Here is an 11,679-nt window from a genome sequence, read left to right as displayed (position 1 = left end):
CTCAACCGAAGGTTCAACGATACCGTCGAAGGCATGGCTCCTGACATCGCGGACACCCCACACACCGCTCACACCGCTCACACCGTTCATGCCGTCGAGGCCGCCGCCGTCATGGGATTACTCCCGACCCGGCCGCGCGTGCTCGCCCTGGGTGAGCCCACCCACGGCGAGGACACGTTGCTCGACCTGCGCAACGAACTGTTCCGGCAGCTCGTCGAGCAGGAGGGCTACCGGACGATCGCGATCGAGAGCGACTGCATGAGGGGCCTGCTCGTGGACGACTACGTCACCTACGCCACTGCAGACACGGACACGGTGACGCTCGACGAGGTCATGGAGCACGGCTTCAGCCACGGCTGGGGCGCCTCCGCCGCCAACCGCGAGCTGGTGCGCTGGATGCGCGCCCACAACGACGGCCGGCCAGCGTCCGAGCGGCTCCGCTTCGCCGGTGTCGACGGTCCCCTGGAGATCACGGGCGCCGCGAGCCCCCGCCAGGCCCTCACCGCACTCCACGGCTACCTCGCCGCCCGGGTGGACGCGGACCTGCTCGCCTGCACCCGGGAAACGCTCGACCGCCTGCTCGGCACCGACAGCCGGTGGACCGATCCCTCCGCGATGACGGACCCGTCCCGTTCCGTGGGCCGGTCGGCGGAGGCACGCGAACTGCGGCTGCTGGCCGACGACCTGGTGACACTGCTCGACGCACAGGCACCGCACCTGATCACTGCGACCTCGCGGGACGACTGGGAACGGGCGTGCCTGTACGGACGCACCGCGACCGGGCTGCTCCGCTACCACCACGGGATGGCCGACACCTCGCCGTCCCGCATGACCCGGCTGCTGACCGTGCGGGACCAGATGATGGCCCACAACCTCCTCGCCGTCGCCGCCCGGGGCCCGGCGCTCGTGCACGCCCACAACTCCCACCTCCAACGGGGCAAGAGGAGGATCCGGATGTGGCAGGGACCGGCGGAGTGGTGGAGCGCCGGCGCACTGCTGAGCACCCGACTCGGCGAGGAGTACGCCTACATGGTCACGGCCCTCGGCACGATCCGCCACCAGGGGGTGGACACGCCCCCGCCGGACACCGTGGAGGGCTTCCTGTACGCACTCCCGCAGGACCGCTGCCTGATCGACGCCCGGCGCCTGGCCACCGCCCTGGGCGACCCGCTTCCCCCGCCCCGCGTGTCCCCCTGGTTCGGCTACGCCCCGCTCGATCCGGCTCACTTGGCGGACAGTGACGGCGTCGTGTTCGTCAAGGACGTTTCCTGAACGGACCTGGCGGCCCCGGGAGTGTCAGTGGCTGGGGGCAGACTCCGTCGGCATGAGTGATCAGGTGCGTTTACGAGACGTCGAACCGGCCGATCTGGAGGTGTTCTTCGCTCAGGAGCACGATCCTGAGGCCGTGCAGCGGTCGAAGTTCCCGCCCCGGGAGCGGGATGCCTTCATGGCCCACTGGACGACGAAGGTCCTTGGGGATTCCACCGTCTTCGTACAGGCCGTCACCGTGGACGGAGAGCTGGCGGGCAACGCGGTGGCATGGTGGGACGAGGGGCGGCGCTTCATCGGGTACTGGCTCGGCAGGGAGTACTGGGGGCGGGGTATCGGCACCCGGGCGCTGGCACTGTTCATGGAGCGGGAGAGGATCCGCCCCCTGCACGCCGATCCCTTCGCCGGGAACACCGGCTCGGTGCGCTTGCTGGAGAAACACGGCTTCCGCCGTACCGGGATCATGCGACACGGCGAGCATGAGCACATCATGATGGTGCTCGCCGAGGATTTCGCCTGAGCCCACCGTTCGATGAGCACGGCAGAAACGGAAGAGCCCCCTCCCTGATGGCTGATCCGCGGGTGGGGGCCTCTTCATCTGGGCTTACTTCTTCTTGCCCTGGGTCTGGCGGGCCCGTTTTCTGCCCCTGGTCAGCGGGTCGGGTACCTCACCTGACCTGCGGTCGGGCCGTCGTCAGCGGCGTTGTCTGTCGTCGTTGGTCGTCGTCGGAGGGCCCAGAGAGGGCCCAGCCTCAGCCGCTCAGGCATCCTGTTGAGCCGCCCGGTACGCCTCGTGCTGCACCCACGCACGTTCCAGTGCCCCGACAGTCGCGGGGATGGCGCCGCACTCTTCGAAGTAGTCACGCTGGCCCGACAGTCCCTTGCGTGAGGGCCAATCAGGATCAGCGGAGACGTCCCGGGCCAGGTCCCCGATAGCGCTGCGCTGATCGACCTGGGTCTTCAGCCATGCGGTGAAGCTCTTCGGCTTGAGCATGTGCGCATCCTTCCGCCGCCGGGTCGGGGCCGACCCCAGTGGGGAGCGGCCTACAGCCGCGCGTCCCAAGGGACTAAGACGCTTCCAGTGCGCAGACGCCCAGAACCGGTTATGCCCTGGGATCCGACAAGCGACAAGACAAGACAAGCGACAAGCCGCACGACAAGAGGGACGACAAGCGACGCGACAAGCGGACCCGCTCACTGAAGTTGCAGATCACGGACGTAAGTACTCACTCGTAGGGCCGCCGGGCCGGCCGGTGCAGTGGGTGGTCATGGACGCAGGACCGGAGGAAGACGAGCCGCAGTCGTAGCAACGCTTCGCAGGGGGCGGCCTACGCCTCCGCACTGTGGTTGCTTGTGGCCAGGGTGAACCAGACGGTCTTGCCGTCCTCGGCGGGGCGGGTGCCCCAGGCGGCTGCGAGGGCGTCGACGAGGGCGAGGCCGCGGCCGGATTCGTCGGCGGTGTTGATCTGCCGCGGCTGGGGCAGGTGCGGGCTGCGGTCGGTCACCTCGATGGTGAGGTCGTACTCGGTGCGGCGCAGCAGCAGCCGGATCGGGCCCGCGGCGTGGCAGACGGCGTTGGTGAGGATCTCGGAGGCCAGCAGGCAGGCGTCGTCGGCGATGCCGGCCAGGTGCCAGGCGGTCAGGGTGTCGGTGAGGAAGGCGCGCCCTGCGGGCACGGCGGCGGGTGTGGCATCCAGTTCGCGTCCGGCGGTGGCCAGCGGGGCCTGCGGGAGGCGGGTGAGCAGGAGGGTGACGTCGTCGTCGTGCTTGGCGGGCCCGGGCAGCAAGGCGGCAAGCACCTGGTCGGCGGCCTGCTCCAGGTCCGGCGTGGTGGCCAGCGCCGCACCCAGCGCCGTCGCGAGGGCGTCCAGTCGGGTGTCGATGTCATGGCCAGGGGATTCGACCAGGCCGTCGGTGTACAGGGCGAGGGTGGAGCCGGGCGGCAGGGCGACGGTGACCTGCTGGTGTGGTATCGCGCCCACGCCCAGCGGCACACTCACCGGCACCGGTAGGGTGCGGACCTTGCCGTCGGGAGCGACCAGCAGTGCCGGCAGGTGGCCGGCGGAGCAGACGGTGGCCTCACCGGCATCCGGATGGATCTCCAGATAGCAGCAGGTGATGAACTGGTCGGGCAGATCAGCCACGACGGCGTCCAGGGTCTGCATCACCTGCCACGGCGGGAGCCCGCTCTTGGCCAGCGCATGGGCGGCAGAGTACAGCCGGCCCATGACGGCGGCCGCCTCCAGGCCGCGCCCCATGACATCCCCGATCACGGCACCGACCCGGCGGGCGCCCAGCGGCACCAGGTCGAACCAGTCGCCGCCGACCCCCAGGCCCTGGGTGGCGGGCAGATAGCGGTGGGCGGTGGGCATCCCGGGCACCTTCGGCGGGACACCCATCAGGCTGCGCTGCAAGGTCAGGGCGACGTGCCGCTGCTCCTCGTACAGTTGGGCGAGTTCGGCCGCGGCCCGCTTCTGCTCGAGATCCCGTGCGATGGCGTAGGCACCGATGAGCCGGCCATTGGGCGTGCGGTTGGGCCACAGGGTGAGATCCACGTGAATCCGCCGCCCGGTGCGGGAGACGCGCCGGGCCTCGAAGTGCTCGATCCTCTCACCGCGGCTCAGCCGGCGCAGCAGCATCGCGGTCTCGTGCCCGCGCTCCGGCGGTGCCAGCATGGACACGTGGGCGCCGATGGCCTCCTGCGGCGTGTAGCCGTACAGCTGTTGGGCGGCGGTGTTCCAGTAGGTGATGCGTCCGTCCAGGGTTGTCGCCAGGATCGCGTCGTGCGAGGACTCCACCAGAGCGGCGAGGTCGTGGTCGCCCCGGGTGACCCGGCGGGCCAGGTCCAGTGATCTGAGCGCCATCTCAGCCGCGGCACGGCGCCGCGCCACATGGACAACGAGCGCACAGCCCAGCAGCAGCCCGCACCACCGCACGGTGAAGCCGACCGTCAGGAAGGTGCCGTCCAGCAGGCCGGCCACCAAGCCGGACAGTGCGGCCCAGCCGCCGACCAGCACACTGTGCCGGACGTCAAGCCAGGCACTGGCCAGCAGCGGGCCGAGCACCAGCAGCGCGATGACCTGTGGCCGGGCGCCAACCAGCACGTCCAGCGCGGCGATCAGCACGCAGATTCCCAGCGACAGAGGTAGAAGACAAGGCGGTGGGAGCGACCGTCCCGCCCCGGGAGCGGCGGTCATGCGCTGCTTCCTGTCGTGCGAGGCAGCGATGCGCCGATCAGTGAGCTTCATCTCGACCACGCAGGTAGTAATGACCCGATCCGATCACGCCACTGTCCCCCGGCGGGCCGGGGCCAACACGGTCTTGACCGCAACTTGGTGAAACGTTTCCGAATTCGCGCGAAGGGTGTCGGTTCCGACCGCCCGAAGGACCGCCCTTCAGGCGAGCGATCCGGCCGCAGGACTCGGGGGCCTGAGGGCCCAGAGAGGGCCCAGGCCGTGAAAATGCCCCTGAGACGCGCCGTATGCGCAGCTCAGGGGCATGATCAAAAAACTTACTTCTTCTTGCCCTGGTTCTTGACCGCCTCGATCGCCGCCGCCGCGGCCTCCGGGTCGAGGTAGGTGCCGCCCGGGTTGAGGGGCTTGAACTCGGCGTCCAGCTCGTAGGTCAGCGGGATGCCGGTGGGGATGTTCAGGCCGGCGATGTCCTTGTCGGAGATGCCGTCCAGGTGCTTCACCAGGGCGCGGAGGCTGTTGCCGTGGGCGGCGATCAGGACCGTGCGGCCGGTGAGGAGGTCGGGGACGATGCTGTCGAACCAGTACGGCAGCATGCGGTGGACGACGTCCTTCAGGCACTCCGTGCGGGGGCGCAGCTCCGGCGGGAGGGTCGCGTAGCGCGCGTCGTGGAACTGGGAGTACTCGGCGTCGGTGTCGAGCGGCGGCGGGGGCGTGTCGTACGAGCGGCGCCACAGCATGAACTGCTCCTCGCCGAACTCGGCGAGCGTCTGCGCCTTGTCCTTGCCCTGGAGGGCACCGTAGTGGCGCTCGTTCAGGCGCCAGGAGCGGTGGACCGGGATCCAGTGGCGGTCGGCGGCCTCCAGCGCGAGCTGGGCGGTGCGGATCGCGCGCTTCTGGACGGACGTGTGGACCACGTCGGGCAGCAGGCCGGCGTCCTTGAGCAGCTCACCGCCGCGGACCGCCTCCTTCTCGCCCTTCTCGTTGAGGTTGACGTCCACCCAGCCGGTGAACAGGTTCTTCGCGTTCCACTCGCTCTCGCCGTGGCGGAGGAGGATCAGCTTGTACGGTGCGTCGGCCATGCTCCTGAGCGTAATGGAACCCTCTCGTTCACCGCGCGGGCGGGCCAGGGCGTCCACCGGCCCGCGCGGCGCGCGGTTCGCGGACCACTGTGGGGCCCGCGGTCTCACTCGTCGAGGGCTTCGGCCATGGCGTCGAGATCGGTGAGCAAGGCTGCCAGGCGCCGCGCCGGGAGTGCTTCGATCATGCGTTCCTCGATGGCGTAGACGGCGCCGCGTGCGGCGTGCAGGCGTTGCTGACCGACGACGGTGAGGTGGACGGGCAGCGCGCGGCCGTGGTCGGTGGTGGCCGCCCGGGTGACGAGACCGGCGTCTTCCAGTCCGCGCAGGACGACGTTGGCGGACTGGCGGGTGACGAAGGTGCCTCGGGCCAGGTCCGCGTTGGACAGGCCCGGCTGCTCGTCGAGGAGTTCGAGGCAGGAGTACTGCGGGACGGTGAGGTCGTGCTCGCGCAGGGCCTTGTCCATGGCGCTCCGCAGAGCGGCGGCGGCGCGCTTGAGGCGGTACCCCACATGTTCGGTGATGTCCTGGGCCGGATGGGGCGAGGGCACGGGTACACGATCTTCCATGTCAGCATTTTGACATGCGCGAGCCCGCGGACCTACAGTCCACATGTCAAAGTCCTGACATCTTTCCGGCATCGCCTTCTGGAGGAACCATGTCCGCCACCGCCACCGTCGAAGGGCCCGACTTCGTCGCCCTGCAGGTACAGGACGTGCCTGCCGCGGCCGCTTTCTTCGAGGAGCACCTCGGGCTGCGCCGGGCCGCGGCCTCACCGCCCGGGGCGGTGGTCTTCACCACCAGCCCGATCCCGTTCGCCGTCCGCGAGCCCCTGCCGGGCACCGACCTCACCGGCGACGCACGTCCCGGCCTGGGCGTGGCGCTGTGGCTGCGCGCCTCGGACGCGAGGGCGCTGCGCGAGCAACTGGTACGGGCGGGCACGCAGGACGTCAGCCCCGTGCAGGACGGTCCGTTCGGCCCGACGTTCTCCTTCACCGGCCCCGAGGGCTACCGGCTCACCGTGCACGGGGACTGATCGCCACCGCTTCGTCCCGGGCGACAGCTGCACCCCCTGCCACTGCGCCCTCCTGTCTGGTCGACCACTGCCGTTAATTGAGTGGCCTGAGCGCCGGACCTCCTCGTAAGGTGTGCTCGCTGCCGCAGCCGCTTACACGCACCCTGGGGGACCTTCATGCCAGTCACCGCCATGAGACGCGCCGTCCGGGAGACCGTCTCCGGGCTGCCGCGTGAGTTCTGGTGGCTGTGGACCAGCACGCTCGTGAACCGGCTCGGGGCGTTCGTCGCCACGTTCATGGCGCTGTACCTGACGCTCGACCGCGGTTACTCCGCCTCGTACGCCGGTCTGGTGGCCTCCCTGCACGGGCTCGGCGGGGTGATCTCCTCGCTCGCCGGCGGGGTCATGGCCGACCGGCTCGGGCGGCGGCCCACGCTGCTCGTCGCGCAGGCGTCGACGGCCATCTCCGTCGCGCTGCTCGGTTTCATGCGTGATCCCGTCGCCATCGCCGCCGTCGCGTTCCTGGTCGGCGCGGCCAGCAACGCGTCCCGGCCCGCCGTGCAGGCGATGATGGCGGACATCGTGCGGCCCGAGGACCGGGTGCGGGCGTTCTCCCTCAACTACTGGGCGATCAACCTCGGGTTCGCGATCTCGTCCATGGCGGCGGGGTTCATCGCCGAGGTCAGCTATCTCGCCGGGTTCCTGATCGAGGCGGGAATGACGATGGCCTGCGCGATCGTCGTGTTCGTGAAGCTGCCGGAGTCGCGGCCCGCGCCGGTCGCGGACAAGCAGCGATCCGGGGACGGGGTCGGGCTGGGCACCGTGCTGCGCGACGGGCGGTTCATGAGCGTCGTCGGGCTGTCCTTCCTCGTCGCACTCATCTTCCAGCAGGGTTCGATCGGGCTGCCGGTCGCGATGGGCGCTGCCGGGTTCACGCCCGCCGACTACGGGCTGGCCGTCGCGGTCAACGGTGTGCTGATCGTCGCCCTGCAGATCCCCGTCACGCGGTTCATCGAGCACCGTGATCCGCGTCGTCTGCTCGTCGTGTCGTCACTCCTCGCCGGGTACGGGTTCGGGCTCACCGCCTTCGCCGGGTCGGTCGGGGTCTTCGCGCTGACGGTGTGCGTGTGGACGCTGGCCGAGATCGTGAACGCGCCGACGCAGACCGGGCTGGTCGTGCGGCTGTCGCCCACGCACGGACGCGGGCGCTATCAGGGCATGTACTCCATGTCCTGGTCCGTTGCGGCGCTGGTCGCCCCGCTGATGTCCGGGTTCGTCATCGACCGGTGGGGGGCGGAGTGGCTGTGGGGGTTGTGCGCGGTCGTCGGAAGCGTGGCGGGGGCGGGGTACTGGGTGTTGATGCGGGGGTTGCCGCGGGAGCAGGAGGAACCCGTGTCTGCGGACGGTCGTCCGGCGACGACGGGGAAGTCAGAGGTCAGTGCTGTCTGATCGCATGGTCGCGGCGATTCCGCGCGCCTCACGATCAACGACAAGCGGACGGCAAGGCCGAGTCCCTGGTGCATGAGCGCGTTACCCACGGTCAGCCGTGTCGGTCGTATCAGTCGTGCTGCCGCAGGGCATCGGCCAACGCGTGCCCTTCCGGCGCACCCAGCCGCAGCAGGACCGCAGCCGTGACGTGCAGTTCGTCCCAGGCGTGGGGGCGCCCGACCTCGGCGGCGTCAGGGACGGTGTCCAGGGCCACTGCCAGTGCTTGCTCGGGCTCTCCGCCGCCCGCGAGCGCGTGGGCCAGGCAGGAGCCGTACCAGGTCCGATCGCGCCGGTAGTTCTCCGCCAACGCGTCCAGGCCCGCGGAGAGTCGCTGTGCTGCTCCTCGCCAGTCACGTAGGTGCAAGGCGGCCATGCCCCTTTGCAGGGTGAACCACGTCTCGTCGTAGAAGTACATCCACGGCGGCTCGTCCTCGGGCTTCTCGCCGGCTCGGCCGATCAGGGCCTGGGCCTCGTCCAGCAGCCTGTGTGCCCGGTTCTCGTCACGCAGCAGGGCGTGTCCCCGTGCTTCCATCTGTGCCGCCATGCCCTGCACGCCGAGTGAGGCACCCGGAGCGGACCAGCGAGCTGCTTCGGCCAGCCGCACGCATCGGGCGCCCCTCCCACCGGACCAGGCCATGTGCGCCTTCATGCTGAGGGTCGTCGCCGCCATGTCCGCGTCCCCGGCCTCCAGCGCCCACTCGTGGGAGCGGTCGTACCAGGCGAGCGCGGCGGCGGAGCTGCCTTGGTCCTGTGCCATCCAGGCGAGGAACTGGGCGTGTTCGGCCGCGAGCCGGACGACGCGTTGCTCCAGGGGCCCTCTGGCACCCGCGTAGATGTCGACCACCGTACGGAGCTGTTGACGCATGATGTCGACGAGCGGTCTGGAACCGATGAAGTCCTCGGCTCTCCTGTGCTCGGCCAGGAGCCGGTCCAGCCAGTCGAGCGTGACCGTGTCCACGCGCTGCTGACCGTTGACGGTGTTGGTCACGCGGGTGAGCAGTTCCTCGTCCGGTGCGGTACCTGCTTGCGCCATGGACGGGACCGGCACCGGCGGCCTGTGCGACGGGGACCCGGGACAGGTCAGCAGCTCGTCCGGGATGCCGAGCCCGGCGATGATGCGCTTCCTGACCTCGGTGGACGTCACACGGCGGCGGCCTCGCTCGATGTCGGAGACGTCTGGCTGAACGAGCCCGACCCGCTCACCGAGTTTCATCTGGCTCGTGCCTGTGAGGTGCCGGTAGGCGCGGAAGGCCGCACCCCAGTCCTCGTTCGTGACTGCCGCGACGAGTCGCGGATGAGACCAAAGGCGCATGTCGGAGTCCCCCATGTCGCGCAATATAGGGCGGCCCTATAGCGCTCCGGGATGGGAACGAGCGGGCAATCACCCGATGGTTGACACGCAACGGACCCCCGCGACCGCGTCGCATGCGGCCCGGGGGCATGGCCCACCTGAAGGAAGCAGGTAGACATGCCGGACTTTATCGTTCTCCCTCTCATCTGGCTGCTGAGGCTGCTGCTGCCGTCGCGGGGCCGGCACAGGGCAGCGCCGAGGGCGTCGGCTCCTCCATGCGTACGCGGGGAGGCCATTCGGACCACTCCCCCGCGCCCACCGGTCTCTCCCCCGCCGTATCTCCTCCCCGGCGAAGCATCTCCCCTCGTCCGCCCCTATCTCCTCACGCCCGCCGAACTCGCCCACCACAAGCAACTCCGCCGACAGCAACGCCACCGCCGCCGCGCCCTCTGGCTCGCCACGTACGGGGTCGACGTGGGCCCCCGGCGCATCCACGGTGTGGAGGTGACCGTATGAGGTGCGAGAGGTGTGAGAGGTGCAAGAGCTGCGAGAGGTGCCAGGAATGCGAGGCGCGTGAGGCGCGTGAGTCCCGGGCCGGGACCGTCGTTCGGCTTCTGCCGTGGGCGTCGGCCGAGGGCAAGCCGGCCTACCTCCTCACCGACGGGCACGGCGGTCACCTCTCCCGCAGGGCCGACGCGGTCGAGGTCACGCAGATCGAGATGGGGCACCGGCTCATCGGGCACTCCGAGGCTCTGCTGGAGAGGAACGCGGAGATCGGGATGCCCGAGCTGCGCTACCTGACCGCCCGGCTGACCGAAGCCCTGCGGGACAGTCTGCGCATCGCGGAGAGCCGCGGGGCCCGGACGGGCGGCGGGGAATGACCGGGCGGGGCGGCTGCGGTGTCGCTCGCAGCCGCCCCGCCGACTTCTCCGCGGCTTCCGCGCGGCGCGCAGCGCGCAGCAGAAGTCACGGGTGCGTCCGTGCCCCCTCTCCGCGCAGCGCAGCGGAAGGTTCACGGATGCATCCGCGCCCCCTTCAGCACCTTGTCCACCGCGTTGCGCGGGCCGTACACCGACAGACCCACCAGGTCCAGGTCGTTCGTCCGTACAGCGCGTACCGCCGCGCGGTTGTCGGCGTCGTGGCCCGTGGTGAAGAGGTCCGACGTGAACACCGCGCGCGGGAGGGCGCGGGACAGTACGCGCGCGTGGGCGGTCCGCAGCGTCTCCTTGGTGCCCTGGAAGACGAGGACCGGCTGGCGGAACATCGGCAGGTAGGCCACGCCGTCCGCGTCCTCGTACGGTTCGCCGATCACCTCCGGGAGCTGCGGGCCGAGGCCGCTCACCAGGAAGGCGGTCACGTTGAGGCGCTGCCAGGTCTCCAGGTCGTCCCGCAGCAGGACCGCGATCTTGGTGTCGAAGCGGACGGGGGCAGGGGCGCTGTCGGGGGGCGTCGTCGTGCTCATGCCTCGAGACTGCCGGTCGCCCCGCGCGGGGGTCTTGTACGTTTTTCGCATGCGTGTGCCTCAGGGTCGCAAGGAGATCCGCGACGTCACCGCCTGGCGCCCCCGCGTCCCGGGCGTCGTCGAGGTCTTCCACGCGCACTACACCGCGTACGCGTACCCCATGCACGTGCACGACGCCTGGACCCTGCTCATCGTCGACGACGGTGCCGTGCGGTACGACCTGGACCGGCACGAGCACGGCACCCCGTACGGCACGGTGTCGCTGCTGCCGCCGCACGTGCCGCACAACGGGTCGCCGGTCACGGAGGCGGGGTTCCGTAAGCGGGTGCTGTACCTGGACTCCACCGTGCTCGACGCCGGTCTCGTCGGGGCGGCGGTCGACGGGCCCGACCTGCGCGATCCGCTGCTGCGGCGGCGGGTGGGGCAGCTGCACGCAGCGCTCGCGCACCCCGGGGACGCGTTCGAGGCGGAGAGCCGGCTGGCGCTCGTCGGGGAACGGCTGCGGGGGCATCTGCGGCCCCGTGACCACGGCGGTGCTTCACCGGGTACGCCGTCCGGCGGCCGCCCGCTGGCCGGACGGCTCCGTGAGCTGCTCGACGAGCGCGTCACACAGGGCGTGACCCTGCAAGAGGCCGCCGCGCTCGTGCACGCGCACCCCGCGCACCTCGTACGGGCCTTCGGCGCCGCCTTCGGGATCGCGCCGCACCAGTACCTGACGTCACGGCGGGTCGACCGCGCCCGGCGGCTGCTGCTCGACGGGGTGCCGCCGGGCGAGGTGGCCGCCGCGACCGGCTTCTACGACCAGGCCCACCTCACCCGGCACTTCAAGCGGTTGGTGGGGGTGCCGCCCGGGCGGTACGCGCGGACCGCCGCCGTCCGGTGAT

General features: G+C 70.5%; 12 protein-coding genes. 6 read left to right on the top strand and 6 right to left on the bottom strand.

Annotated elements, in window-relative coordinates:
• The first annotated feature begins 33 nt into the window (after nt 1-33).
• Complete coding sequence (locus tag IEZ04_RS00315; RefSeq protein WP_189214562.1) at nt 34-1,272, top strand: erythromycin esterase family protein; 1,239 nt, start codon at nt 34-36, stop codon at nt 1,270-1,272.
• A gap of 52 nt (nt 1,273-1,324) precedes the next feature.
• A complete protein-coding gene (locus tag IEZ04_RS00310; RefSeq protein ID WP_189214561.1) occupies nt 1,325-1,789 on the top strand; it encodes a GNAT family N-acetyltransferase in 465 nt (154 codons plus the stop codon).
• Nucleotides 1,790-2,029: 240 nt separating this feature from the next.
• Here the strand turns inward: IEZ04_RS00310 and IEZ04_RS00305 are convergent, their stop codons facing one another.
• The 4 genes from IEZ04_RS00305 to IEZ04_RS00290 form a co-directional block, all read right to left on the bottom strand.
• Nucleotides 2,030-2,263, bottom strand: a complete 234-nt coding sequence (locus tag IEZ04_RS00305; RefSeq protein WP_189214560.1) for a YozE family protein — start codon at nt 2,261-2,263, stop codon at nt 2,030-2,032.
• Between the two features lie 334 nt (nt 2,264-2,597).
• Nucleotides 2,598-4,394: an ATP-binding SpoIIE family protein phosphatase gene (locus IEZ04_RS00300; RefSeq protein ID WP_229820743.1), complete on the bottom strand. Its 1,797-nt coding sequence runs from the start codon at nt 4,392-4,394 to the stop codon at nt 2,598-2,600.
• A gap of 386 nt (nt 4,395-4,780) precedes the next feature.
• Nucleotides 4,781-5,542: a phosphoglyceromutase gene (locus IEZ04_RS00295; protein ID WP_189214558.1), complete on the bottom strand. Its 762-nt coding sequence runs from the start codon at nt 5,540-5,542 to the stop codon at nt 4,781-4,783.
• Between the two features lie 104 nt (nt 5,543-5,646).
• Nucleotides 5,647-6,108: a MarR family winged helix-turn-helix transcriptional regulator gene (locus IEZ04_RS00290; RefSeq protein WP_189214557.1), complete on the bottom strand. Its 462-nt coding sequence runs from the start codon at nt 6,106-6,108 to the stop codon at nt 5,647-5,649.
• An 89-nt stretch (nt 6,109-6,197) separates the two neighbouring features.
• Here IEZ04_RS00290 and IEZ04_RS00285 point away from each other — a divergent pair, with 89 nt between their 5' ends.
• Both IEZ04_RS00285 and IEZ04_RS00280 read left to right on the top strand, forming a co-directional pair.
• Nucleotides 6,198-6,575: a VOC family protein gene (locus IEZ04_RS00285; protein ID WP_189214556.1), complete on the top strand. Its 378-nt coding sequence runs from the start codon at nt 6,198-6,200 to the stop codon at nt 6,573-6,575.
• A gap of 156 nt (nt 6,576-6,731) precedes the next feature.
• Complete coding sequence (locus IEZ04_RS00280; protein WP_189214555.1) at nt 6,732-8,003, top strand: MDR family MFS transporter; 1,272 nt, start codon at nt 6,732-6,734, stop codon at nt 8,001-8,003.
• A gap of 109 nt (nt 8,004-8,112) precedes the next feature.
• Here IEZ04_RS00280 and IEZ04_RS00275 read toward each other — a convergent pair whose 3' ends face one another.
• Nucleotides 8,113-9,369: an NsdA family TPR-like regulatory protein gene (locus IEZ04_RS00275; RefSeq protein WP_189214554.1), complete on the bottom strand. Its 1,257-nt coding sequence runs from the start codon at nt 9,367-9,369 to the stop codon at nt 8,113-8,115.
• Between the two features lie 476 nt (nt 9,370-9,845).
• On the opposite strand from IEZ04_RS00275, the gene IEZ04_RS00270 reads away from it, so the two are divergent.
• The gene (locus IEZ04_RS00270; protein WP_308429757.1) at nt 9,846-10,214 is read left to right on the top strand and encodes a hypothetical protein; all 369 of its coding nucleotides are present in this window, start codon (nt 9,846-9,848) and stop codon (nt 10,212-10,214) included.
• Nucleotides 10,215-10,345: 131 nt separating this feature from the next.
• Here the strand turns inward: IEZ04_RS00270 and IEZ04_RS00265 are convergent, their stop codons facing one another.
• Entirely contained in the window at nt 10,346-10,795 is a 450-nt protein-coding gene (locus IEZ04_RS00265; protein WP_229820741.1) for a DUF2000 domain-containing protein, read from the bottom strand.
• A gap of 49 nt (nt 10,796-10,844) precedes the next feature.
• On the opposite strand from IEZ04_RS00265, the gene IEZ04_RS00260 reads away from it, so the two are divergent.
• Nucleotides 10,845-11,678, top strand: a complete 834-nt coding sequence (locus IEZ04_RS00260; protein ID WP_229820739.1) for a helix-turn-helix domain-containing protein — start codon at nt 10,845-10,847, stop codon at nt 11,676-11,678.
• The last annotated feature ends 1 nt before the right edge of the window (nt 11,679 follow it).

Source organism: Streptomyces ruber (assembly GCF_014648075.1).
Lineage (GTDB): Bacteria > Actinomycetota > Actinomycetes > Streptomycetales > Streptomycetaceae > Streptomyces > Streptomyces ruber.
The sequence above is the reverse complement of the archived record's forward strand: the minus strand, read 5'-3'. Positions and strand labels throughout refer to the sequence as shown.

Bases quoted from the DNA above. Each gene is read 5' to 3' on its own strand.
- IEZ04_RS00315 (WP_189214562.1), top strand. From the start codon at position 34: ATGGCTCCTGACATCGCGGACACCCCACACACCGCTCACACCGCTCAC.
- IEZ04_RS00310 (WP_189214561.1), top strand. From the start codon at position 1,325: ATGAGTGATCAGGTGCGTTTACGAGACGTCGAACCGGCCGATCTGGAG.
- IEZ04_RS00305 (WP_189214560.1), bottom strand. From the start codon at position 2,263: ATGCTCAAGCCGAAGAGCTTCACCGCATGGCTGAAGACCCAGGTCGAT.
- IEZ04_RS00295 (WP_189214558.1), bottom strand. From the start codon at position 5,542: ATGGCCGACGCACCGTACAAGCTGATCCTCCTCCGCCACGGCGAGAGC.
- IEZ04_RS00290 (WP_189214557.1), bottom strand. From the start codon at position 6,108: ATGGAAGATCGTGTACCCGTGCCCTCGCCCCATCCGGCCCAGGACATC.
- IEZ04_RS00285 (WP_189214556.1), top strand. From the start codon at position 6,198: ATGTCCGCCACCGCCACCGTCGAAGGGCCCGACTTCGTCGCCCTGCAG.
- IEZ04_RS00280 (WP_189214555.1), top strand. From the start codon at position 6,732: ATGCCAGTCACCGCCATGAGACGCGCCGTCCGGGAGACCGTCTCCGGG.
- IEZ04_RS00275 (WP_189214554.1), bottom strand. From the start codon at position 9,369: ATGGGGGACTCCGACATGCGCCTTTGGTCTCATCCGCGACTCGTCGCG.
- IEZ04_RS00270 (WP_308429757.1), top strand. From the start codon at position 9,846: ATGAGGTGCGAGAGGTGTGAGAGGTGCAAGAGCTGCGAGAGGTGCCAG.
- IEZ04_RS00265 (WP_229820741.1), bottom strand. From the start codon at position 10,795: ATGAGCACGACGACGCCCCCCGACAGCGCCCCTGCCCCCGTCCGCTTC.
- IEZ04_RS00260 (WP_229820739.1), top strand. From the start codon at position 10,845: ATGCGTGTGCCTCAGGGTCGCAAGGAGATCCGCGACGTCACCGCCTGG.